The sequence below is a fragment of the Chitinolyticbacter albus genome (assembly GCF_024437655.1).
In the GTDB taxonomy this organism is placed as follows: domain Bacteria; phylum Pseudomonadota; class Gammaproteobacteria; order Burkholderiales; family Chitinibacteraceae; genus Chitinolyticbacter; species Chitinolyticbacter albus.
The window spans coordinates 186,521-208,287 of the sequence record NZ_JANBVF010000010.1 but is presented as its reverse complement, the minus strand read 5'-3'; the positions used below and the strand labels follow the sequence as shown (position 1 = coordinate 208,287).

Annotated in this window: 23 protein-coding genes; 9 read left to right on the top strand and 14 right to left on the bottom strand. The window is 64.5% G+C overall.

Annotation, left to right across the window (positions count from 1 at the left end; translation table 11 throughout):
* Positions 1-94: 94 nt before the first annotated feature.
* On the top strand, positions 95-1,837 hold the full coding sequence (locus tag NLI84_RS08730; RefSeq protein ID WP_255989647.1) for a DEAD/DEAH box helicase: 1,743 nt from the start codon (positions 95-97) through the stop codon (positions 1,835-1,837).
* A gap of 70 nt (positions 1,838-1,907) precedes the next feature.
* Here the strand turns inward: NLI84_RS08730 and NLI84_RS08725 are convergent, their stop codons facing one another.
* The gene (locus NLI84_RS08725) at positions 1,908-2,249 is read right to left on the bottom strand and encodes a YkgJ family cysteine cluster protein (protein WP_255989646.1); all 342 of its coding nucleotides are present in this window, start codon (positions 2,247-2,249) and stop codon (positions 1,908-1,910) included.
* A 102-nt stretch (positions 2,250-2,351) separates the two neighbouring features.
* On the opposite strand from NLI84_RS08725, the gene NLI84_RS08720 reads away from it, so the two are divergent.
* From NLI84_RS08720 to NLI84_RS08710, 3 genes are all read left to right on the top strand, one after another.
* Complete coding sequence (locus NLI84_RS08720; protein ID WP_255989645.1) at positions 2,352-2,852, top strand: GNAT family N-acetyltransferase; 501 nt, start codon at positions 2,352-2,354, stop codon at positions 2,850-2,852.
* Between the two features lie 68 nt (positions 2,853-2,920).
* Complete coding sequence (rnk, locus tag NLI84_RS08715; RefSeq protein ID WP_255989644.1) at positions 2,921-3,298, top strand: nucleoside diphosphate kinase regulator; 378 nt, start codon at positions 2,921-2,923, stop codon at positions 3,296-3,298.
* 50 nt (positions 3,299-3,348) lie between these two features.
* Positions 3,349-4,527: a DUF2863 family protein gene (locus tag NLI84_RS08710; protein ID WP_255989643.1), complete on the top strand. Its 1,179-nt coding sequence runs from the start codon at positions 3,349-3,351 to the stop codon at positions 4,525-4,527.
* A 162-nt stretch (positions 4,528-4,689) separates the two neighbouring features.
* Here NLI84_RS08710 and NLI84_RS08705 read toward each other — a convergent pair whose 3' ends face one another.
* From NLI84_RS08705 to NLI84_RS08680, 6 genes are all read right to left on the bottom strand, one after another.
* A complete protein-coding gene (locus NLI84_RS08705) occupies positions 4,690-5,835 on the bottom strand; it encodes a Gfo/Idh/MocA family protein (RefSeq protein ID WP_255989642.1) in 1,146 nt (381 codons plus the stop codon).
* Positions 5,832-6,896: a sugar phosphate isomerase/epimerase family protein gene (locus NLI84_RS08700; protein ID WP_255989641.1), complete on the bottom strand. Its 1,065-nt coding sequence runs from the start codon at positions 6,894-6,896 to the stop codon at positions 5,832-5,834. Before NLI84_RS08700 ends, NLI84_RS08705 begins: the two co-directional genes overlap by 4 nt.
* A gap of 144 nt (positions 6,897-7,040) precedes the next feature.
* Positions 7,041-7,994, bottom strand: coding sequence for a substrate-binding domain-containing protein (locus tag NLI84_RS08695; protein WP_255989640.1), 954 nt, complete (start codon positions 7,992-7,994; stop codon positions 7,041-7,043).
* Positions 7,995-8,084: 90 nt separating this feature from the next.
* Positions 8,085-9,074 (bottom strand): ABC transporter permease, encoded by a 990-nt coding sequence (locus tag NLI84_RS08690; protein WP_255989638.1) that lies wholly within the window; start codon positions 9,072-9,074, stop codon positions 8,085-8,087.
* A complete protein-coding gene (locus NLI84_RS08685) occupies positions 9,055-10,542 on the bottom strand; it encodes a sugar ABC transporter ATP-binding protein (protein ID WP_255989637.1) in 1,488 nt (495 codons plus the stop codon). Before NLI84_RS08685 ends, NLI84_RS08690 begins: the two co-directional genes overlap by 20 nt.
* Positions 10,542-11,558, bottom strand: a complete 1,017-nt coding sequence (locus NLI84_RS08680) for a LacI family DNA-binding transcriptional regulator (RefSeq protein ID WP_255989635.1) — start codon at positions 11,556-11,558, stop codon at positions 10,542-10,544. The genes NLI84_RS08685 and NLI84_RS08680 overlap by 1 nt, the downstream gene beginning before the upstream one ends.
* A gap of 295 nt (positions 11,559-11,853) precedes the next feature.
* Between NLI84_RS08680 and ettA the strand changes: the two genes are divergently transcribed.
* Entirely contained in the window at positions 11,854-13,521 is a 1,668-nt protein-coding gene (gene ettA, locus NLI84_RS08675) for an energy-dependent translational throttle protein EttA (protein ID WP_255989633.1), read from the top strand.
* Positions 13,522-13,595: 74 nt separating this feature from the next.
* On the opposite strand, the gene NLI84_RS08670 is transcribed toward ettA, so the two are convergent.
* Together NLI84_RS08670 and NLI84_RS08665 are read right to left on the bottom strand one after the other, a co-directional pair.
* A complete protein-coding gene (locus NLI84_RS08670) occupies positions 13,596-14,189 on the bottom strand; it encodes a hypothetical protein (RefSeq protein ID WP_255989631.1) in 594 nt (197 codons plus the stop codon).
* Positions 14,190-14,257: 68 nt separating this feature from the next.
* Positions 14,258-14,599 (bottom strand): hypothetical protein, encoded by a 342-nt coding sequence (locus tag NLI84_RS08665; RefSeq protein WP_255989630.1) that lies wholly within the window; start codon positions 14,597-14,599, stop codon positions 14,258-14,260.
* On the opposite strand from NLI84_RS08665, the gene NLI84_RS08660 reads away from it, so the two are divergent.
* A complete protein-coding gene (locus NLI84_RS08660; protein WP_255989629.1) occupies positions 14,592-15,485 on the top strand; it encodes an alkaline phosphatase family protein in 894 nt (297 codons plus the stop codon). The genes NLI84_RS08665 and NLI84_RS08660 overlap by 8 nt on opposite strands.
* 17 nt (positions 15,486-15,502) lie before the next feature.
* Here the strand turns inward: NLI84_RS08660 and NLI84_RS08655 are convergent, their stop codons facing one another.
* From NLI84_RS08655 to coq7, 3 genes are all read right to left on the bottom strand, one after another.
* Positions 15,503-16,117 carry a histidine phosphatase family protein gene (locus NLI84_RS08655; protein ID WP_255989628.1) on the bottom strand — a complete coding sequence of 205 codons (615 nt, stop codon included), beginning with the start codon at positions 16,115-16,117 and terminating at the stop codon, positions 15,503-15,505.
* 62 nt (positions 16,118-16,179) lie between these two features.
* Entirely contained in the window at positions 16,180-17,043 is an 864-nt protein-coding gene (locus NLI84_RS08650; protein WP_255989626.1) for a formate/nitrite transporter family protein, read from the bottom strand.
* A 139-nt stretch (positions 17,044-17,182) separates the two neighbouring features.
* Positions 17,183-17,818: a 2-polyprenyl-3-methyl-6-methoxy-1,4-benzoquinone monooxygenase gene (gene coq7 / locus NLI84_RS08645; RefSeq protein WP_255989625.1), complete on the bottom strand. Its 636-nt coding sequence runs from the start codon at positions 17,816-17,818 to the stop codon at positions 17,183-17,185.
* A gap of 83 nt (positions 17,819-17,901) precedes the next feature.
* On the opposite strand from coq7, the gene NLI84_RS08640 reads away from it, so the two are divergent.
* Genes NLI84_RS08640 through NLI84_RS08630 form a run of 3 tightly spaced genes read left to right on the top strand, consistent with a single transcriptional unit; the run spans position 17,902 to position 19,830 of the window.
* A complete protein-coding gene (locus NLI84_RS08640; protein WP_255989624.1) occupies positions 17,902-18,498 on the top strand; it encodes a peptidylprolyl isomerase in 597 nt (198 codons plus the stop codon).
* A gap of 18 nt (positions 18,499-18,516) precedes the next feature.
* A complete protein-coding gene (locus NLI84_RS08635) occupies positions 18,517-19,017 on the top strand; it encodes a peptidylprolyl isomerase (protein ID WP_255989622.1) in 501 nt (166 codons plus the stop codon).
* 60 nt (positions 19,018-19,077) lie between these two features.
* Complete coding sequence (locus NLI84_RS08630) at positions 19,078-19,830, top strand: UDP-2,3-diacylglucosamine diphosphatase (protein ID WP_255989621.1); 753 nt, start codon at positions 19,078-19,080, stop codon at positions 19,828-19,830.
* A gap of 13 nt (positions 19,831-19,843) precedes the next feature.
* Here NLI84_RS08630 and NLI84_RS08625 read toward each other — a convergent pair whose 3' ends face one another.
* Both NLI84_RS08625 and NLI84_RS08620 read right to left on the bottom strand, forming a co-directional pair.
* Positions 19,844-20,860, bottom strand: a complete 1,017-nt coding sequence (locus tag NLI84_RS08625; RefSeq protein ID WP_255989619.1) for a hypothetical protein — start codon at positions 20,858-20,860, stop codon at positions 19,844-19,846.
* A gap of 96 nt (positions 20,861-20,956) precedes the next feature.
* Positions 20,957-21,766 (bottom strand): hypothetical protein, encoded by an 810-nt coding sequence (locus tag NLI84_RS08620; protein WP_255989613.1) that lies wholly within the window; start codon positions 21,764-21,766, stop codon positions 20,957-20,959.
* Position 21,767 lies beyond the last annotated feature (1 nt).

The window sequence follows — 21,767 nt, the reverse complement described above, 5'->3', positions numbered from 1 at the left end:
GTTTTACGCCCAGTCCGGGTGGTAGTTCTGAGTTGCGGTAGTTCCGGTTAGCGTCGATGCCATGCGCACATAGCGCCTAACCGAGGAATACTGCATGACTCAGCCCATTGAGGCGGGTAGCGGCTTTGCCGCGCTCGGCCTTTCCCCCGAACTCGTCCGCGAACTCTCCAAGCAAGGCATTTCCGAGCCGACGCCGATCCAGGCGCAGGCCATTCCTGTCCTGCAAGCCGGCCACGACATCATGGCCTCGGCCCAGACCGGTACCGGCAAGACCGCAGCGTTTCTGCTGCCTGCCCTCAATCGCCTGTCGCGTCAGCCGACCCATCACGGCAAGGGCCCGCGCATTCTGGTGCTGACCCCGACCCGCGAACTCGCCGAACAGGTTTCCAAGGTCGCGATCACCTTTGCCCGCAGCACCCAGCGTTGCAAGGTCGTGACCATCACTGGTGGTGTGCCCTACCCGGTACAACATCGCGAACTGGCGCTGCCGGTGGAAGTGCTGGTGGCAACGCCAGGCCGCCTGACCGACCTGATGCAATCGGGCCGCATCGATTTCCGCCGCCTGGAAATGCTGGTGCTCGACGAAGCCGACCGCATGCTGGACATGGGCTTCATCGATGAAGTGGAAGCCATCGTCGCCAAGCTGCCGGCCGAACGCCAGACGGCACTGTTCTCCGCCACGCTGTCGGACGCCGTGCAACGTTTTGCCGCGCCGATGCTGAAGGATCCGCAAAAGGTGGAACTGGCGCCGCAAGGCCTGCCGACCGCCAACGTCGAACAAGCCGTGCACTACGCCGACGGCTACGAACACAAGCAAAAGCTGACCGCCGCGCTGCTCAAGGCTGCGCCGGAAACCCAATCCATCGTCTTCGTCGCCACCAAGGCCGACGCCGACAGCATGGCCGACTGGCTGCGCCTGGAAGGCCTGCGCGCCGACGCCATGCACGGTGATTTGCAACAGCGCATGCGCCGCAAGGTGCTCGATCGCCTGCGCCGCAGCGAGATCGACGTGCTGGTCGCCACCGACGTGGCCGCCCGCGGCATCGACGTGGCCGGTATCGGCCAGGTGATCAACTTCGATCTGCCCAAGTTCGCCGAGGATTACATCCACCGCATCGGCCGTACCGGTCGCGCCGGTCGCAAGGGCCGCGCCGTTTCGTTGGTGACCAAGAACGATTTCGGCGCCTACACCCGTATTCGCCGTCGCTACGAGATCGAATTCGAACAAATGACGCTGGAAGGCCTCGAAGCGCGCTTCCGCCCGGGCCAGGGTCGCCCGCAAGGTGGCGGTACCGAACGCAAGAGCTATGGCGGCAGCAAGCCGCGTAGCGGCGGTTACGGTGGCAACGGTGGTGGTTACGCCGGTCGCCGCGAAGGTGGCTACGAAGGTCGTGCCCCGCGCGAAGGCGGTTATGAAAACCGTGCGCCGCGTGAAGGTGGCGAGCAACGCGCTCCGCGTGAAGGCTACGGCCAGCGCGCACCGCGCGAAGGTGGTTACGAAAACCGCGCGCCACGCGAAGGCGGCTATGCCGATCGCGCGCCGCGCAGCTACGGTGACCGTCCGGCCGGCGACCGCGCCCCGCGTGAAGGTGGCCCGTTCGAGCGCGCTCCACGTCCGTACGCCGATCGTGCACCGCGTCCGCAAGGCGAGCGCAGCGATCGTCCGCAACGCACCTTCGACGAGCGCGCTCCGCGCAGCTTCGATCGTCGCGAAGGTGGCAACGAGCGCAGCTTCGACCGTGCTCCGCGTGAAGGTGGTTTCAAGCGCGAAGGCGTGCGTCGCGATGGCGACTCCGCCCGCGCCCCGCGCACCGGCGGCAACCGCTACGAGAGCTGATCCCGGCGGCGGTTGAATGAAAACGGCGCGGATTCCGCGCCGTTTTTTATTGTCGCCGGATCAACGGCGGCTAATCGCGATCAACGGGCAAGGGTGGCAGGCCATGCCGCGCCCGCGCGCGGTTGCAGGCGTCGGCAAAGTGACCGATCTCGGCCAGCGGCGCGAACTCGCGGCAAGGCCCCGGGCGCTCGCGGTAGATGCCGCAACGCACTTCCCGGCCGATCTCGCCGATCAGCGCCACGCAGCGCGGCCGGGCGTAGTCGGTGCCGCGCAAGCGAGCCAGCGTCGCGTTCTCGCGATCGGCGAGGCCATCGGGCACGCAGCCGCCCTCACTTTCCAGTTCGGAAACATCGAAACTGACGCGGAACGCGGCGCAACAGGCGCCGCAACTCAAGCAGGTATTGGTACTCACGGCGGATAGTGGACCAGGCAAAGCACGGATTTTACCGGTAGCCCCCGATTGCCGCGAGCGGGCGATCCGGGCTACCCTGACCCTTCCCGGAATTATTTAGAAATGAACATGCAGATTCGGCTGCTGACCGAAACCGATCTCGACGCCGTGCTGGATATCCAGCACCAATGCTACCCCGCAGCGTGGCTGGAGGCGCGCGCGACGTTCGCGCGCAAGCTGGCGCTGTCGCCGCAATCGAACTGGATTGCATTGGACGACGCAGGTGCAGTCGGCTATTTCTTCACCCATCCGTGGGCCGGCAACGGCCTGCCCGCGCTCGACGAAGCCCGGCTCACGCTGCCCGCCCAGGCACATGCCCATTTCCTGCACGACCTTGCCGTGCATCCGCGCGCGCGCGGTCGCGGCGTCGCCGCCCGGCTGGTCGCACAGGCGCTGGCCTGGGGCGTGGCGCAGGGCCTTGCCGAGGCGCGACTCGTCGCCGTGCTGGGCGCGGAATGTTTCTGGCGCGGCCTCGGTTTTACCGCGCAGGCAGAGCGCGACGCGCGCCTTGCCGCATACGGCGCGGACGCCATCGTCATGCAGCGTGCGCTCTCTCCACCCTGACCGATTGTTGAACGTCGATCAGGGCCGGCCACCACGCCGGCCCTTTTTCTTGCCCGAAGGAGGCAACCATGAAACCCAATATCATCCTCAGCGAAACCGACCTGGAGCGCCTGGAAACGCTGATAGCCCGCCAGACCCCGCGCACCGCAGCGCTGGATGCGCTGGAAGGCGAAATCGCGCGTGCCGAGATCGTCGCGGCGAGTGAGCTGCCCGCCAACGTGATCGCCATGGGCCGCAGCGCCTGTTTCGTCGATGAAGGCAGCGGCCGCGAATACCGTTACACCCTGGTCTATCCGCACGAGGCTGATCTGGAACACGGCCGCATTTCGGTGCTGCTGCCGGCCGGCAGCGCGCTCTTGGGGCTGCGCGTCGGCCAATCGATCGACTGGCCCTTGTCTGATGGCAAGACATTACGCCTGACCGTGCTGGCAGTCGAAGAAGCCTGAGCGCCGCATGCGCTACAATCGCGCTTAACCCGCAACCTTCAGGAAAGTTCATGATCAAGCGCAACCGCCCGTCCCGACGCGGCCGCAGCACCGCCGACGAAGTCGATCTGGTCCGGCTGGCCGAAGGGCTCGCCGATTCGTCGAGCCGCATCGAGGATGCGTTCTGGAACGCGCGCATTTCCAGCGTGGTCGCCCGGCTGATCGCCGATCGCGACGAGGACACGCTGAACGCCGTGCTCGATCAGCTGAGTCAGCACGATCCCGAGGCGTACAACGCGCTTGCCGACGTGGTCGAGGCCGCCAGCGAATCGACGCGCATCGAGCGCAACGGCGCGGCCTGGGACGTGCTGCTATTCACCGCGCCGGTACTGGCCTGGTCGCGCTGGCAGATTCCGAGCGAGCGCATCACAGGTAGCCGGCTGCAGAACCTGAAGGTGCAACTGGGCGCGCATATCTTCGCGCGCGATGTGAAGCTCGGTTTTGCCGACGTGCTGTTCAGTCCGGACCAGTTGCCGCGCGGCTTTGTACCAACGGCCGAGCTGACCCAGGCGCTGGCCGAAGCCGCCTTCGACGATGGCACGCTGGAAATCGACGACAAGGAGCTGGCAGAGACCAAGCAGTTCCTGTCCGATACCCGCTACGTGATCGGCGCGGCCGTGGTGCCTGCTGGTGGCGCCATCTTCCGTTGGCAGGAAGATGACGGCGACCGCGAGGAGAGCCTCAAGCAATGGCAGAAACAGGGCGGCGCCGTGCTGCAATCGCTGATGCCCGGTTGCGCCACCGAACCCTGCCTGCCCGGCGCCTACCATGCGGCCTGGCGCGAAGCTGATCGTGCTTCGCGCGCCTATTCTCTGCAGGCTACCGTGTCATTCTTGATGCTGGCGCTCAATGTCCAGCCGCAACAGCTGCGCGCCACCATCGGCCCCTTCGTCGGCCGCCAGCTGGAGGAATACCGCGTCGGCTTCGTCAAGCGTGGCGAGGATCAGGTCCTGCATGGCGTGGTGTGGCCGCTGCTCGACGGTGAGGACGAGAACACCGACATCGCCGGCGAGATCGAGGCAGTGTTGAAGGAAATCGGCATCACCGATATCCGCGTACTGGAACACGATCTGCCGCTCGACTATTGCGACGATTGCGGCGCGCCGTTCTACCCCAATCCGGAAGGCGAGCTGCTGCATGCCGAGCTGCCGGAAGAGGAAACGCCGGATCAGCCGCACCACCTGCACTGAACGCCGCCAACAAAACCCTGCTGGCTACGTTACGCTCACTGGCCGTACAACTTGTACTGTCTGCGTTTCGCGTGCCTTGCCAGCACCGTTGCACTGGGTTTTGTTGCCGGCTCCAACTGCGCTGAACCGCAGACCACGCCACCCTCGGCCGCATGCTAGAGATCAGCCCAACGCCGTCCAGGCGCTACCGGCATCGTGGCTGGCAAGTGCCGCCTCGATGAAACGCATTCCCGCCACGCCCTCAATCACCGTGGTCAGGTGGAGCGTAGCTAGCGGCAGCGGCTCGCCTGCGTTGATCGCGTGGATCTGCAACGCGGCATCGGTGTAGATCTGGGCGAACGCCTCGAGGTAGCCCTCCGGATGACCCGCCGGCACACGGCAGGCATGGCGCGCCGCATCTCCACTCGCCCGCCCGCGCGTGAGCCGCTGCGTCTCGCCACCGAGCGGCGTCAGCCACAGCGTGTTGGGCTCCTCCTGGCTGAACACGAGGCTGGCGCGCGTGCCATAGACGCGCAACACCAGCCGGTTCTCCTCGCCACTCGCCACCTGGCTCGCCACCAGCGCGCCGCGCGCGCCGCCCGCGTAGCGCAACCAGACCTGCACATGATCATCGACCCGCCGCCCCGGCACGAAGGTATTGAGTTCGGCCGCGAGTGCACTCGGCTGCTGGCCGCAGACGAAGGCCGCGAGCTGCCAGGCATGCGTGCCGATATCACCCAAACACCCTGCACGCCCAGCGCGCGCCGGATCGGTGCGCCAGTCGGCCTGCTTGTTGCCACCGGCCTCAAGCGGTTCGGCCAGCCAATCCTGCAGGTATTCGACCTGCACATAGCGCAAGTCGCCGATCTCGCCTGCAGCGACCAACTCACGCGCGTGGCGCACCATGGGGTAGCCGGAATAGGTATGCGTCAGAGCGAATACCCGGTTCTGCCGCTTTGCCAGTGCGGCCAGCGCTTCGCCCTCGGCCACGCTCAGCGCCAGCGGCTTGTCGCAGATCACGTGGATGCCGGCTTCAAGGAACGCCGTCGCCACGGGGGCATGCAGGGAGTTGGGCGTGACGATGGCGACGACGTCGATGCCATCACCACGCGCCGCCTCGGCCTGCGCCATGGCGCGGTAGTCGGTGTAGCTGCGCGCCGGATCGAGCCGCAGCTCGGCGGCGCTGGCTGCCGCGCGCACAGGATCGCTGGACAGCGCACCGGCCACCAGTTCGTAGTGATCATCGAGCCGCGCAGCGAGCCTGTGCACGGCACCGATGAAGGCGCCCTGCCCGCCGCCGACCATCCCTAAGCGCAAGCGTCGTGTCATCGCCCACCTCCGGTGCCCAGCAACTGCTTGAGCTGTGCCGCATCGACGCCGCTGCCGGCAAAGTCGTCGAAAGCCCGTTCGGCCACGCGGATGATATGGCTGCGGATGAAGTCCGCGCCTTCCGCTGCGCCATCTTCCGGGTGCTTGAGCGCGCATTCCCATTCCAGCACCGCCCAGCCGGGGTAGTCGTACTGCGCCAGCTTGGAGAAGATGCCGACGAAGTCGATCTGCCCGTCGCCCAGCGAGCGGAAACGCCCGGCGCGCTCCACCCAGCCGCTGTAGCCGCCGTACACGCCCTGGCGGCCATCGGGGCGGAACTCGGCGTCTTTCACATGAAAGGCCTTGATTCGCGTGTGATAGAGATCGATGAACGCCAAGTAATCGAGCTGCTGCAGCACGAAATGGCTGGGGTCGTAGAGGATGTTGGCGCGAGGGTGATCGCCCACGGCAGCAAGGAAGCGCTCGAAGGTCACGCCGTCGTGCAGGTCCTCGCCCGGGTGCAGCTCGTAGCAAAGATCGACCCCGGCATCGTCGAACGCATCGAGGATGGGCCGCCAGCGCCGCGCCAGCTCAGCAAACGCCTCCTCGACGAGCCCCGCTGGTCGCTGCGGCCACGGGTAAAGATAGGGCCAGGCCAGTGCGCCACTGAAGGTGACGTGCGCGGCAAGCCCCAGCCGCTGCGAGGCCTTCGCTGCTGCCTTCACCTGGGCTATCGCCCAATCGGTACGCGCCGCTGGCCTGCCTCGCACCTCGGGCGCGGCAAAGCCGTCGAACAAAGCGTCATACGCCGGATGCACCGCCACCAGCTGGCCTTGCAGGTGGGTCGACAACTCGGTGATCGCGAGACCGCGGGTGGCGATGCGCCCGGCGATTTCGTCGCAATAGGTCTGACTTTGCGCGGCCAGCGCCACGTCGAACAGGCGCGGATCGTTGGTTGGCAGCTGCACGCCCTCGAAACCGAGACCAGCGGCCCAGCCGGCCAGCCCATCCAGCGTATCGAAGGGCGGTGTATCACCGACGAACTGCGCCAGAAAGATCGCCGGACCCTTGATGGTTTGCATGTTGAACTCCTTGTAAGGGCGTACGCTGCGCGGCAAGCTGCCCCGCAGCGGGTCCACGGCCGCACCAACGTTCGCTTGGCGAGCCCGGCGTTGCCCAGGCCCGCCCTGCATCCCCACCCATCGCCGATCAGTTCAAACAGGCACTCAGAACGGCGAATCCGGGAAGTAGAAGTCCTTGGCGTTCTGCTTGGTGATCAGCACCGAAGGAATGATGGTGTTGGCAGGCAGCTTCTTGCCGGCCAGGCGCGCCTCGGCGGTGAGCTTGATCGCGTCGTACATGAACTTGGGCGAGTACGACACATTGGCCTGGATGCGCGGATCGCTGCCATCCATCAGCGTCTTGATCGCGCCCTTGGCACCGGCGCCGCCGAATACCACCTTGATGTCCTTGCGCTTGGCCTGGTCGATGGCCTTGAGCACACCCACCGCCATGTCGTCATCGGCCGCCCACACCGCATCGATCTGCTTGAAGCGGGTCAGGTAATCCTGCGTCACCTTGAACGCATCGTCGCGGTTCCAGTTGCCGTACTTGGCATCGAGGATCTTGATGCCCGGGTGCTGCTTCATCACGCTGGTGAAGGCATCGTAACGCTCGTTGTCGAGCGTGGTCGGAATGCCGCGCAGCGCCACGATGTTGCCCTTGCCGCCCATGGCCTTGGCCAGGTACTCGGCCGGCAGCTTGCCAAAGGCGGTGTTATCCCCAGCCACGTAGGCATCCTGCGCGCTAGTGTCAGTCAGGCCCCGATCGACCACGGTCACGTACACCCCCTTGCCCTTCACCTGCGCCACGGGCTTCGTTAGCGAGGCCGATTCGAAGGGGAAGATCACCAGCGTGTTGATCTTGTTCACCGTCAACAGATCCTGCAGCTGATTGGCCTGCTCGGGGGCGTTGGCGGCGGTCTTCACGATCACCTTCAGGCCCGGGTTGGCCTTTTCCAAATCGGCCTTGGCCTTGTTCGCCCACCAGACGATGCCGGCGGTGAAGCTGTGGGTCGCCGCGGGGATCGATACGCCCAGGGTCACTTTCTCCGCGGCCCAGCTGCTGCCGACGGTCAGTGCCAGTACGCCGGCACTGATTGCACGAATCACGCTGTTCATGGTGTTGCCTCCTGTCTATCGGGCCTGCGCCCGTGGGTCCGTCTGTAAACGATTACAAATTGGGCCGGCGTCGCCGTCGACCCCGCACGATCACCGCCCGCGCTGCATGAAGGCGACGATGATGATCACCACGCCCTGCACCGCGGCGTTGAGATACACGCTGATGATGCTGGTGAGGTTGAGGATGTTGCTGATCACGGAGAGCAGGATGGCGCCGATCACGGTGCCGAAGATCCGCCCCTCCCCGCCCTTGAGCGCCGTGCCACCGACCACCACGGCAGCAATGGCTTCGAGCTCCCACAACAGGCCCGTGGTCGGCGAGGCCGAGCCCAGGCGCGGCACGTAGAGCAGCGTGGCGATGCCGACGCACAGGCCCAGCAGCGAGTAGGTGGCAAGCTTCACGAAGTCGACCCGGATCGCCGCATAGCGCGCCACCTGCTCGTTCGAACCTATGGCCTGCACATGGCGGCCGAAGGCGGTGCGATTGAGCAGCAGCCCACCTGCCAGCGCGACGGCGGCGAAGACCCAGACGGGAATGGGAATACCGAGCACGCTGCCGTAATAGACAGGGCTGTAGAGATCCGACAGCGCGCCATCGAGCGTGAGCGCGCCGCCATCGGCGAGGTAAGTAAGATAGGCGCGGAAGATGCCTAGCGTGCCCAGCGTGACGATGAAGGGCTCGATTCGCCCCTTGGTGATCAGCACGCCGTGCACCGCACCGAACGCGCTGCCCAGTACCAGCGCCAGCACGATGCCGGCGCTCACCGCCAGCACGGCGCTGCCGCTCGCGCCCAGGTGGTTCATGAACATAATCATGCAGCCGGCGATCAAGGCCGCCATCGAGCCCACCGACAGGTCGATGCCGCCCGACATGATGACGAAGGTCATCCCGACTGCGATGATGCCGATGAAGGCGGTGCGGGTCAGCACATTGAGCAGGTTGTCGACAGTGGCGAAATCCGGGTTCAGCAGCGTGCCGGCGATGCACAGTGCAACGAGGCCCAGCAAGGGGCCGATGCCGGATAGCCGCGACAGCAGATGGCGCCAGGCAGGCAGCGCTTCAGTGGGTACCGGTGGCATGGGCGATCAATTCCTCTTCGGTCAAGTGTTCTGCGGTCAGTACCGCCTGCAGCCGGCCGGCCCTTAGCACCGCGACGCGGTGGCACAGGCCGATCAACTCGATCAGTTCGCTGGAAATCACGATCACCGCACGGCCTTCCGCGGCCAGGCGCTGGATCAGAAAATAGATGTCGCGCTTGGCGCCGACGTCGACGCCCCGCGTGGGCTCGTCGAGCACGATCACGCGCGGGTCCGGGTGCAGGAACTTGGCGAGCGCGAGTTTCTGCTGGTTGCCGCCTGACAGCATCCGCGCCCGCGCGGCGAGATCGCCGGTGCGGATGCCGAACCCTTCCACCGCCTGCTTTAGCGCAGCGTGCTCTGCCGTATGGCTGAGCCAGGGCTGGGCGTAGCGCTCCAGCGTCATCAGCGTCAGGTTCTCGGTCAGGCCCAGGTTCACATGCAGGCCCTTGCCCTTGCGGTCTTCCGATAGATAAGTGAGCCCGTGCTTCATCGCCATGCGCGGGTTGGAGAGCGCGAGCTCGCGTCCGGCGAGCGCGATGCGGCCGGCGCTTCTTTCGCGTAGGCCGACGATGGCCTCGAATGCCTCGGTTCGGCCGGCACCGACAAGGCCGGCAAAGCCGTAAATCTCGCCGGCTTGCACCTCGAAACTCAGATCGTCGACCCAGCCCGGCACCGCGAGGCCCTGCACCGTCAGCGCCGCTGGCGCGTCCGGTGGCGGCGGCGCCTTGTCCGGGAACATGTCGGAAACATCGCGGCCCACCATCAGGTTGGCCATCTGTGATCGTGTGAGACTGGCCGTGGCTTCACGAGCGACGAAGCGGCCATCGCGCATCACCACTACCTCGTCGGTGATGCGCTCGACCTCGTCGAGCTTGTGCGAGATGTAGATGATGGTGACGCCGTCCGCCTTCAGCTTGCCGATCAGCGCGAACAGCCGCTCGGTCTCGCCCGGCGTCAGCGTGGCAGTGGGCTCGTCCATGATCAACAAGCGCGCCTTGCGCGACAGCGCCTTGGCGATCTCGACGAGTTGCTTCTCGGCAACAATGAGCCGCCGCACCGGTGTATCCGCGTCGGCCGCGAGCCCCACTGCGGCGAGATGCTCGGTGGCGGCGCGACGCATTCCCGCGTCGTCGAGTAGCCAGCCGCGCTTCTGCTCGTGGCCGAGGAAGATGTTCTGCGCGATGGTCAGGTGCTCGGCCAGGTTGAATTCCTGGTGGATCAACACCACGCCGGCACCTTCGGCCTCGCGCGATGAAGCGAAGCGACGGGACTCGCCGTCGATCTGGATCTCTCCCTCGCTCGCCGCCTCGTAGCCGGAAAGGATTTTCATCAGCGTGGACTTGCCGGCGCCGTTCTCGCCCAACAGGCCATAGACCCGGCCCGGCTCCAGCGCGAAATCGACGCCATGCAGCACGCGCACCGGACCGAAATCCTTGCAGACCCCGCTAAACCGTACCGAGAGGCTCATCAGGCAGTCCCCCGCTTGACCAGCCGGTGCGGCAGCAGCACGCCGGGTACGGCGAGCTGCGGCTGGGCCAGCCGTTGCAACAGCAAGCGCGCGGCGGTCTCGCCCAGTTCACGCATCGGTTGGGCGATGGTAGTGAGGGGAGGATCGATCTGCGCCGCCATCGCGATATCGTCAAAGCCCATCACCGCCACATCGCGCGGCACGGCCAGCCTGGCCTCGCGCAGGCCGCGGATCACGCCGATGGCCAGCGTGTCGGACACCGCAAAGATCGCCGTCGGCGCCTCGTCGCGCGAGATGAGTTGCCGCGCGGCCTCGGCACCAGCGTCGAAATCGAGGCTGTCCACGGTGACGTGCCACGCCGCCGGCAGGGTCAGCCCCGCCTCGGCCAGCGCATCGCGCATCCCGGCCTCGCGCTGGCGCGCATAGAGGTAGCGCGCGTCCGTATTGATCAGCGCGATGCGGGTATGGCCTTGCGCGATCAGGTGGCGCACCGCGTCGGCAGCGGCGGCCCGGTTGTCGATGCCGACATAGGGAACGGCGACATCGGGATCGAATTCGCAGCAAGCCACCCAGGGCACGCCGTTCATTTCCTCGGCCAGTGCATGCTGCACCGTGTCGGGATCGAGGCAGATCGCGCCATCGGCTCGGCGGGTACGCAGCAGGTCGAAATAGCTGCGCTCGCGCCCCGGATCGGCACCGGTGTCGCACAGCAACACGAAGTAGCCCTGCTGCCGCGCCACGCTGTCGATGCCGCGCACGATCTCGGCATAAAACGGGTTGCCCACGTCCGGCACCATGGTCAGCAGCATGCGGCTCTCCGCCGTGCGCAGGTTGCGCGCCAGGTGATTCATGCGATAGCCGAGTGCTTCCACCGCCGCCAGCACCTTGTCGCGCGTCGCGGGCTTGACCACGCCCTGCCCGTTCATCACGCGGGACACGGTCGCGACCGACACGCCCGCCTGTTCGGCCACTTCCGAGATCGACACCGCACCACCGGATGCACCACTTTCAGCCATCACCCGCACCAGTCAATGTAATCGATTACATATTGCGTGCAGGCATTGAGGAAACGCAAGAAAAATGTAGCTAAGTAAAAACCACTACATCGCTGCGGTGCCGCTTTGCGGCTGGCGATGGCGCTGGTGTAGTCACCATTGGCAACGGCCTGCAGGCATGTCGGACGCACTGGTTTTGTGCACGCAGCGGCCTATCGTCGTCACAAAGGCAGCCATTGCGTACAAGCTCGATTGGGCAGCGCCACGCGGCTCGATTAAACTCTCGGCCATCGTTGCAACCTCTCAGGTTTCCCCCATGGCCCAATACGTGATGTCCATGCTCCGCGTGAGCAAGATCGTTCCGCCCAAGCGTCAGATCATCAAGGATATTTCCCTCTCCTTCTTTCCCGGCGCCAAGATCGGCCTGTTGGGCCTGAACGGTGCCGGTAAGTCCACGGTGCTGCGCATCATGGCCGGCGCCGACAAGGAGTTCGATGGCGAGGTGCAGCACCTCGCTGGCGTGAAAATCGGCTATCTGGAGCAGGAACCCAAGCTGAACAACGAAGCGACCGTGCGTGAGGAAGTCGAGGGCGGAATGGGCGAAGTGATGGCCGCGCAGAAGCGACTGGAGGAGGTCTACGCCGAGTACGCGCTGGAGGACGCCGATTTCGACGCGCTGGCCGAAGAACAAGCCCGGCTGGAAGCCATCATTTCCGCCGGCGCCGGCGACAACACCGAGCTGCAGCTGGAGCTCGCCGCCGACGCGCTGCGCCTGCCGCCGTGGGACGCCGTCATCGGCAACCTCTCCGGCGGTGAAAAACGCCGCGTTGCGCTGTGCAAGCTGCTGCTCTCCAAGCCCGACATGCTGCTGCTCGACGAGCCGACCAACCACCTGGATGCCGAATCGGTCGAATGGCTGGAGCAGTTCTTGGTGCGCTTTCCCGGCACCGTGGTCGCCGTCACCCACGATCGCTACTTCCTCGACAATGCCGCCGAATGGATCCTGGAACTGGACCGCGGCCACGGCATTCCCTGGAAGGGCAATTACTCAAGCTGGCTGGAGCAGAAGGAAGCGCGCCTCAAGCAGGAGGAATCGCAGGAATCGGCCCGGCAGAAGGCGCTGCACAAGGAACTGGAGTGGGTGCGCCAGAACCCCAAGGCGCGCCAGGCCAAATCCAAGGCGCGGATTGCCCGCTTCGAGGAGCTTTCCAGCTTCGAGCACCAGAAGCGCAACGAAACGCAGGAAATCTTTATCCCGGTGGCCGAGCGCCTCGGCGACAAGGTGATCGAGTTCAAGGGCGTCTCCAAGAGTTTCGGCGATCGCCTGTTGATGGATAACTTCAGCTTCGCCGCACCGGCCGGTGCCATCGTCGGCATCATCGGCCCCAACGGCGCCGGTAAATCGACGCTGTTCAAGATGATAGGCGGCAAGGAGCAGCCCGATAGCGGCGAGGTCGAGATCGGCTCCACCGTGCAGATGGCCTTCGTTGAACAGAGCCGCGAAGGGCTGGAAGGCGACAAGACCGTGTTCGACGATGTCTCGGGCGGGCACGACATCCTCAACGTCGGCAAGTTCGAGATGAGCAGCCGTGCGTACCTTGGCCGCTTCAACTTCAAGGGTGGCGACCAGCAGAAGAAGGTCGGCATGCTCTCGGGCGGCGAGCGCGGCCGCCTGCATCTGGCGAAAACGCTGCTCAAGGGCGGCAACGTGCTGCTGCTGGATGAACCGTCGAACGATCTGGACGTGGAAACGCTGCGGGCGCTGGAAGACGCACTGCTGGAATTTGCCGGCACCGTGTTCGTGATCTCGCACGATCGCTGGTTCCTCGACCGTATCGCCACCCACATCATCGCTGCCGAAGGCGATAGCCAGTGGACCTTCTTCGACGGCAACTACCAGGAATACGAAGCCGACAAGAAGAAACGCCTGGGTGAGGAAGGCGCGAAACCGAAGCGCATCCGCTACAAGCCGGTCACGCGCTGATCGAAATGCGATCCAATAGAAGACCGGCCGAAAGGCCGGTTTTTTCTTTCTTCAATAACACCGGACTCTGACCACTACAGCAGCTGCCTCGCCAGCTGCTTCCAATCGCGTTCTGGTGCCAAGCCAATGGATTCGATAAATCGCGCAAGACTGTCAGCCAGTGCGACAGGAGGGATGTTCGAGCTTGCACTCCATTCCACTTCGTAACACAAGAAGCAAATATCCATCTGGCTCAATAATTTATCACCCGCATAAAACCGGATCGTATGATGCGGCTCGAAAATACACGCGGACACGGCTTCCGGTATCTGTGTCTCCAGCGCCTGTATCGCTGTGAGAAAGTGGCTTTTCTGCGCGGCATTCAGCGTCACCCTGCGGTATACGATTTCTTCCTTGAGCAAGGAGCGTCCAGTGTTTTCATCAATTGCATCATATTCATATGAGTGCTCAGTCACCACAATGCGATCGGCTCGAGCTATCGTTTGAGCCAGTGCATCGCGATATTGCGCACCCTCCATGTTCTGGCTCGCCAGTTCCGCTGGTTCCTGCGGCGATTCCGAATCAGAAAGGCAGCCTGATATGCTGCCCACGCACGCAGCGCTCAATATCAATACACCAGCAAATCGAACAAGCACAGACCAGCGAAAATGGATGTCATTGAAAATCATGTAGTCTCTTGGCTGGCAATAGCCGGTTGATCGAAGATACGGTTCAAAAAGCGTAATGGCTCGATAAACTATTGCGCGCGATGGATACTCGGATAAGCTGTGTCGACTCCAGCCTGTTCAAGACGATAATGCCGCAACGCGATCACTGCAGCGATATTTACTGGCCCAACTACCACGGCAACAGCCTGCTCAACTTGATGAGCACGCTGAGCCGCGAACTCGCTGGCCCCACGCTTGGGCACGCAGTGCTTACCCATCCATTGCTCGACGGCGTCGGTCGGCATCGCCACGTGGTGATGATACTGGTCGATGGCCTGGGGCTGGCGCAGCTTGATCGGCTGGCTGCACGCGGCGCCACGCACGGTGATCGACAGCGTGTTTCCACCCACCACGGCGGCGGCCGTGACCACGATCCTGACCGGGCGCTCGCCGGCCGAGCATGGATTGATCGGCTGGCACCAGCTGCATGGTGACGAGATCATCGCGCCGTTGCCGTTGTACGTGCGCCATCCTGCGGCATCGCCCAGCACGCCCGATGCACTGGCTGCTTCGCTTTATGTAACTCCACCGCTGTTCGATCGCCTGGACCGGCCGGCCACCTTGCTGATACCCGATTTCATCTGCGATACACCGTGCAGCCGCCATCATGCTGGCCAAGCCGGGCGCCTGCCCTATCGCGATTTCGACGATGCCTTCGCCCAGTTGGCAGCGCGGCTGGCGCAGCCCGAGCCGGCCTTCCATTACCTCTACCTGCCGCAGCTCGATACGCTGATGCACGAACGTGGGCCGGAATCGTCAGACGCTGCGGCGCTGCTTGCCAAGCTGGAGGTGCATCTCGCACGACTCGCGGATCACGCCAGCCGGCACGATACGGCCATCGTCATCACCGCCGATCACGGCTTCGTATCCGCACCGGCTGCGCAGTGGGTCGATGTGGATGACATCGCGCCGCTGGCTGCGTTGCTGGCTCGGCCGCTATCCGGAGAAACACGGCTCGCCTATTGCCATGTGCTGCCAGGGTGCATCACGCTTTTCATCGCGCTGGCGCAGACGCATCTAGGCCACGCCTGCTGGCCACTCGAGAGCCGTCCGTTGCGCGAAGCCGGTGTGTTCGGCCCTGGCATCCCTCACCCGGAGCTGGCACGGCGTTGCGGCGACGTGATCTTGATTGCCAAGCCGGGCTGGAACCTGCGCGATACGCTGCCGGGGGAACGACAGCTGCAGCTGGCCGGTGTACACGCAGGGGTGACGGCGGAGGAAATGCAGATTCCGCTGATCGTGCTGCGACCGCACTGAACCGGGTGGCGGCAAGATCAGGCGCTGGCGCTGGCTGCCTCGTCGGCCACGCAGGCGATCCGGCCAACCTGCCCGCCATGCAGGTGAAACAAGGCATCCTGCGGCATGTCCTGCTGCCACATCGCCGCAGGTTCGAGGCCGAGGTAGATGCCACGCAGTACGCGGCCGAGCATGCCGTGCGCGATCACGATCAGCCGCTCGGGCCGTTCAGCGTCATCGAGAAAATCCATCACGCGGGCGGCAACATCGGCATAGGACTCTCCCCCGGGCGCGGAGAACAGCCAGTCCGGCCGGGTGGCCAGTTCCGGTTGCACGGCGTGCAAGGTGGGCACGTGCATCGTTTCCCAATCGCCCAGTCCCACTTCCACCAGCCGCGGCTCGGCGCGAACGGCATCAGGCGCCAGTCCGAGCTGATCGCTCACCAACCTGGCCGTCTGCATGGCCCGGCCCAACGGGCTGGCCCACACCTGCCAGCTGTTGGTGTCGCCCAGCTCGCGGCGCAGCGTGGCGCCCATGGCACGGGCCTGCTCGATGCCCAGTTCCGTCAGCGGGGAATCGCACTGGCCTTGCAGTCGTCGATCGCGGTTGTATTCGGTCTGGCCGTGGCGTAGCAGGTAGAGGGTGCGGGACATCGGAAGTCTGGAGCGGGGAAAGTAGATAGTTTAATGGTCGCCGAGGCCGGCGCCAACGCGGCTTACTGCACCGGTCTTGCCGTATGGGCCAGCGGTACCGACGCAGGACGAGTGGCTCCCGCCGCCTGCTTGGCTGGGTAAAGTACAGCGTACGCAAGGCCGAATACCACGGCGCCGCCAACGATGTTGCCCAGCGTCGCCGGGACCAGGTTGGCCCAGATGAACTGGCCCCAGCTCACATCGAGCCCGGCGAGCATGGCAGCGGGAATGAAGAACATATTGGCGATGCTGTGCTCCAGACCCAGCGCAACGAAGGCCATCACCGGCAGCCAGATCGCCGCCATGCGACCCAGCGTATCGCGCGCGCTGTAGCCTTGCCACGCAGCAAGGCACACCAGCAGGTTGGCAAGCACGCCTTTCATAAAGGTCATCCAGAACGGGTGCGACAGCTTGCCGTGTGCCAGTTTCATCAGGTAAGCGGTCCAGGGTTCGCCCGGCACCAGGATGCCGGTCAGCCAACCGAAGCACAGCGCGGCGAGCATGGCGCCGACAAAATTGCCGGCGTACGACACGCCCCACACCCGTGCGAGATCGCCCCAGCCGATCTCGCGGCGCCAGGCAGCCACCGTCTGCGTTGCGCAATTGGAGGTAAAGAGATCGACGCCGGTGAGCACTACGGCGATGAAGCCCAGCGGGAACACTGCGCCGAACACCAGTTTGACAAGGCCCGGATCGCTGCTCGAGAGCCCGATCATGCCGCCCGCCACCACCAGCGCCAACAGGCCACCCAGCGCGATATAGACGCCGCCCAGCACCGCCATCAGCCCGAGGCGAGGCAACGGCAACGCTGCCTTGTCGACGGCGCCGTGCGCCACATAGTCAACGATTTCGGAAGGGGTACGCAGGCTGGGAGCGATGTCAGACATGGCGGTAACGGGGCGGGGCTATGCAATGCCATCGTTATACCGCCGAGCCACCACGCCAGCATGTGGCAAAAACACAAAGCGCCGTCGAATGCGGCGCTTTGCTGATCCAGATCAAACGCGCCCTGCTAGCATGCGGCGATCACAGCCGGTAAGCCAGCGTCGTCATCACCTTGGAGCTGGCTTGCATCAGCGATTTCACCGGCAAGGGCAAGTCGGCTGCGCCCAGCTCCACCGCGAGTTCGGCATGCTCGGTCTCGTCGGTGTGCATCTGGCTGACAATGGCGCGGCTCTTGGCATCCTCTACCGGCAGCGTCTGTAGGTGGCCTTGCAGATGCGCGCCCACCTGACGCTCGGTTTCGGCCAGAAAACCGAGGTTCCACTTGTCACCGATCAGTCCGGCGGTGACACCAATGGCCAGACTGCCGGCATACCACAGCGGGTTGAGCACGCTGACGTGGCCGCCCAGTTCGCGGATACGGCGCTCGGTCCACGCCAGATGCTCCACCTCTTCGTGCGCAGCTTCACGCAGCGCTTCGCGCGTGGCCGGATCGCGCGCCGTGAGCGACTGTCCTTGATACAGCGCCTGTGCACACACTTCGCCGCAATGATTCACGCGCATCAGCCCAGCGGCGTGCGCCTTGTCCTCGGCTGAAAGCTCGGCGTCGTCAATATGGGCATCGGGGTGCGGACGGGCACTGCTGGCGCTGGCGGCCAGCGTGCGCAGGGCAACGTCGAATTCGGTGATCAGAGTGTCGAGCGTGGGCAGTTTCAGCATGGGAGGATCTCTGGCGGAACGCGGATTCCGGCGGGGGTGCGTGCTATGATACCCGCCATTTCCCCATACCGAGTCCTACGTCGATGAAATCGCTGCTTTGCGCCGCTCTGCTCTTCGTTGCCAGCACCGCCCTCGCTGCCGACCCACAGGTCGAACTCGTCACCAACAAGGGCAAGATCGTGCTGGAGCTCTATCCGGAGAAAGCCCCGGCCACCGTTGCCAACTTCCTGCAGTACGTGAAGGACAAGCACTACGACGGCACGGTGTTCCACCGCGTGGTGCGCGATTTCGTGATCCAGGGCGGCGGCTTCGATACCAAGGGCAACCAGAAAGCGACCCGCCCGCCGGTGAAGAACGAAGCCAAGGCCACTGTCGAAGCCGGCCTGAAGAATGATCGCGGCACCGTGGCCATGGCCCGCACCAACGATCCGCACTCGGCCACCAGCCAGTTCTACGTGAACCTGAAGAACAACGATACGCTGAACTGGCCGTCGTTCGACGGCTGGGGCTATACCGTATTCGGCAAGGTCGTCGCCGGCATGGATGTGGTCGACAAGATCGGCCAGGTGCAGGTGATGCCGGGCGATGCGCCGGCCGACGAGATCGTGATCCAGAGCGCGCGCGAGCTGCCGGCCAAGGAAACGGCCAAGTCCCCGAAAAAAGACAGCAAGAGCAAGTAACCAGAGGAAAAACCACCCATGACCCAAGTCAAGCTCACCACCAGCCTCGGCGAGATCGTGCTGGAGCTCGATGAAGCCAAGGCGCCCAAGACCGTCGCCAACTTCGTTCAGTACGTGAACGACGGCCACTACGATGGCACCGTGTTCCACCGCGTGATCAACGGCTTCATGATCCAGGGCGGCGGCTTCGAGCCCGGCCTCAAGCAAAAGCCGACCCGCGACAACATCGAGAACGAGGCCGCCAATGGCCTGAAGAACGATGCCTACACCATCGCCATGGCGCGCACGCCCGATCCGCACTCGGCGAGCTCGCAATTCTTCATCAACGTGGCCAACAACGATTTCCTGAACTTCCAGCAACCCACGCCGCAAGGCTTTGGCTACTGTGTGTTCGGCAAGGTCGCGAGCGGCCAGGATGTGGTCGATGCGATCAAGGGCGTGAAGACCGGCAGCCGCGGCTTCCACCAGGACGTGCCGAACGAGGACGTGTCCATCGTCAAGGCCGAAGTGCTGGCCTGATCGCGTTTCGACGCAGTTAAAAACGCGGCTTCATGCCGCGTTTTTCTTTAACATCGCCCCATGCCTGCCGCGCAACGCCCCATCCTCTTTATCTCCGACCTGCACCTGTCGCCGGCCGACCCGGCCACGGCGGACGCCTTCGTCCGTTTTCTCGCAGATACCGCACGCGAAGCTGAGGCGCTCTACATCCTGGGCGATCTGTTCGAGGTCTGGATCGGCGACGACCAGTTGCACGAGACGTTCTATGCCGACGTGGCCCGCCAACTGGGGGCGATCGCGGACGGTGGCGTAGCGGTGTACTTCATGGCGGGCAACCGAGATTTTCTCTGCAGCGATCGCTTCGCCAGCGCAGCGGGGCTGACGCTGCTGGCCGACCCCACGGTCGCGACGTTGGCAGGCCAGCGCCTGTTGCTCACCCACGGCGATGCGCTCTGCACCGACGATGCGAGCTACCAGCGCTTTCGCCGCATCGTGCGCCACCCGCTCACCCAGTGGCTGTGGCTGCGGCTGCCCTACCGCTGGCGCATCCGCCAAGCCGCGCAGATCCGTGACCAATCGAGCAGCATGAATCGCAGAAAGGCCGCCTACATCATGGACGTGAACCCGGATGCAGTCGCAGAGCTGATGCGGGAGAGGCATTGCGACGCGCTGGTCCACGGCCACACCCATCGGCCCGCACGCCACGCGGTCGGCACCGGTACGCGCTGGGTGCTGCCGGACTGGCACGCGGGGGTTGGGGGCTATCTGCGTGTGGATGCCGACGGCCTGAGCTTGCTTACGCTGGATGGGCTGCCGTGGCCTTTGCTGGACTAGGTCGGCGGGGCCGTTAACGGATGAGGTCGAAGCGGCCAATGCCGGTCTTCACGCCATGCAGCCGGCGCCGGGCGTTCACCTCGAACTCCATCCACCCTTCCATCCCTTCCACCTCGGGCTGCAACAAGTCCAGTTCCATCCACAAGCCGCCCTGGCGCGAGTAGTAACCGAAACGATCCACCAGCTGACTGACATAGCACTCCCCGTCAATCCAGACCGGGAAGCTGGCGGCGCGATCGAGATAAGAGGAGATCGCCCCCGCACCAAACCAGTAATCCCTGCGCTGCGGGTCTACATCTTCGGGGATGGGGCACACCGGCTGACCAGGACGCGGCCACTTGGCCAACGTGCCCGCCTCCAGCCGGGCTACGGTCTGTGCAAGCAGGGTAGTTCTGGCTGCAAGCTCGGGTATGTTCCAGACATCGTGACGCATTTGTTTATCGGTCACGACAATTTGAACGTAACGATAACTCAGCGTGATGACGGGCACCTTCCGGTTGGTCACGAACGGCCGTACGAGATACACCCGGTCCTGACCGTGGCTGCCATCGCGAAATGCCAGATAGCTGCGTCCCTGTAGTCTTACCCAAAGATCCACCTGATTCGCACCGCGCTCGCTGTAGGAGACCAAGGGCTTTCCATCCGGCTGGACCCAGACCACAAAGCGCCCAGCGTGCTGCCATGCCAGATCCACAAAGTTCCAGACGCCCGTTCCGTCCATGAGTGATCTGATGATGAGGTCACGATCGCCGTCGCCGTCCAGATCAAGCAAGCCGTAGTTGGTGTGAGCAACCCCGTCCGCCGCGACCGTCTCTTTCACGCTAGCGCGTAAGGCACGCCATTCCGCTGGACTGACCCCGGCTGGTCGAGCCAACGGAAGATGCCGGGTTTTCCGCTCTTCATCCCATACATCGCCAAACCACGTGATATCCGCTTTGAGCGGGGCCGACTCGACCGCCGTTTCCAGCGCAAACTCCGGCTGCTGGATGGCGGCCCGCCTGATTGCCGCAGCCAGTTGCGCCGCTGCCACCCGGTCGATTTCGTCGGGTGCAGCTGCAACACACCCAACAGCCCAGCACGCGACCAAAGCGACTATTGCACTTATCCGGTAGTGACAACGCACGCCTCAGCGCTCCTGCTGATTCTGGTGGGGTAAAGTTCGGCCCATACGCGCCACCTGCAGCACCGAAGTGCAAAGCCATGCCGGCAGCAACAGATTGAGCACGGGCACCAGCAACACCAAGGGCAGCAGCAATCCCAGGCACAGCAGCACCCTGCTCTGGTGGGCGTTCGGGGAAGGCAGCATCAGCCCGTCCCGCCGGAATTGCCGCCGCGCCGCCGCATACAGGCTGCGCACGTTGATGTAGCAAAGGCCGGCCCACACCAAGAGGCCGGCAAGCACGGGGATGCACAAACCGATCAAGATGGCGCCAAGCCATAACCAGTAACGCGGTCTCGCGGATTGCTCCAGGGGGCTATCAACCGGTGTGAGCGGCACCCGCTCCATCGCCTGGCGCAGCAGTAGCGGCACCGCCACCAGGCGCACGCTGAGCGACACGGCGATCACGTATCCGAGCACGAACACCACGCCGGCGGCCAGGCCCACCAGCACGGCCAGTTGCGCCACCTGCAGCAGGGCGGCGCCCATCTGCCCCATGGCCACCACGCTGCCGGAAGTGCCAGCCGGCGCGCCCCAGAGCGTCAGGCTGCCGCCTAGCAACAGGCCAGCTATCCACAGCGTGGCTGCGCTTAACGATGCCAGCGCCAGCGCCTTGCTGAAATGGATATAGGCCCACAGGCAAAGACCGGCGAGCACCACGCTCCAGCACGCCGAGCGCCACGCCAGACCTGGCGAGCAGGCGTCGACCAGCCCTTTGCCGAGGCAGACCAACGTCGTTTTCGTAGCAGCACCCCAGGTGCGCAGCCAGCTTCTCATG

What these genes read in the sequence shown, in the direction of transcription:
- NLI84_RS08680 (WP_255989635.1), bottom strand. Translation starts at nt 11,558, where the DNA reads ATGGCTGAAAGTGGTGCATCCGGTGGTGCGGTGTCGATCTCGGAAGTG.
- rnk (WP_255989644.1), top strand. Translation starts at nt 2,921, where the DNA reads ATGAAACCCAATATCATCCTCAGCGAAACCGACCTGGAGCGCCTGGAA.
- NLI84_RS08620 (WP_255989613.1), bottom strand. Translation starts at nt 21,766, where the DNA reads ATGAGAAGCTGGCTGCGCACCTGGGGTGCTGCTACGAAAACGACGTTG.
- NLI84_RS08640 (WP_255989624.1), top strand. Translation starts at nt 17,902, where the DNA reads ATGAAATCGCTGCTTTGCGCCGCTCTGCTCTTCGTTGCCAGCACCGCC.
- NLI84_RS08700 (WP_255989641.1), bottom strand. Translation starts at nt 6,896, where the DNA reads ATGCAAACCATCAAGGGTCCGGCGATCTTTCTGGCGCAGTTCGTCGGT.
- NLI84_RS08685 (WP_255989637.1), bottom strand. Translation starts at nt 10,542, where the DNA reads ATGAGCCTCTCGGTACGGTTTAGCGGGGTCTGCAAGGATTTCGGTCCG.
- NLI84_RS08630 (WP_255989621.1), top strand. Translation starts at nt 19,078, where the DNA reads ATGCCTGCCGCGCAACGCCCCATCCTCTTTATCTCCGACCTGCACCTG.
- NLI84_RS08635 (WP_255989622.1), top strand. Translation starts at nt 18,517, where the DNA reads ATGACCCAAGTCAAGCTCACCACCAGCCTCGGCGAGATCGTGCTGGAG.
- NLI84_RS08705 (WP_255989642.1), bottom strand. Translation starts at nt 5,835, where the DNA reads ATGACACGACGCTTGCGCTTAGGGATGGTCGGCGGCGGGCAGGGCGCC.
- NLI84_RS08650 (WP_255989626.1), bottom strand. Translation starts at nt 17,043, where the DNA reads ATGTCTGACATCGCTCCCAGCCTGCGTACCCCTTCCGAAATCGTTGAC.
- NLI84_RS08690 (WP_255989638.1), bottom strand. Translation starts at nt 9,074, where the DNA reads ATGCCACCGGTACCCACTGAAGCGCTGCCTGCCTGGCGCCATCTGCTG.
- NLI84_RS08720 (WP_255989645.1), top strand. Translation starts at nt 2,352, where the DNA reads ATGAACATGCAGATTCGGCTGCTGACCGAAACCGATCTCGACGCCGTG.
- NLI84_RS08655 (WP_255989628.1), bottom strand. Translation starts at nt 16,117, where the DNA reads ATGTCCCGCACCCTCTACCTGCTACGCCACGGCCAGACCGAATACAAC.
- NLI84_RS08710 (WP_255989643.1), top strand. Translation starts at nt 3,349, where the DNA reads ATGATCAAGCGCAACCGCCCGTCCCGACGCGGCCGCAGCACCGCCGAC.
- NLI84_RS08670 (WP_255989631.1), bottom strand. Translation starts at nt 14,189, where the DNA reads ATGATTTTCAATGACATCCATTTTCGCTGGTCTGTGCTTGTTCGATTT.
- coq7 (WP_255989625.1), bottom strand. Translation starts at nt 17,818, where the DNA reads ATGCTGAAACTGCCCACGCTCGACACTCTGATCACCGAATTCGACGTT.
- NLI84_RS08730 (WP_255989647.1), top strand. Translation starts at nt 95, where the DNA reads ATGACTCAGCCCATTGAGGCGGGTAGCGGCTTTGCCGCGCTCGGCCTT.
- ettA (WP_255989633.1), top strand. Translation starts at nt 11,854, where the DNA reads ATGGCCCAATACGTGATGTCCATGCTCCGCGTGAGCAAGATCGTTCCG.
- NLI84_RS08695 (WP_255989640.1), bottom strand. Translation starts at nt 7,994, where the DNA reads ATGAACAGCGTGATTCGTGCAATCAGTGCCGGCGTACTGGCACTGACC.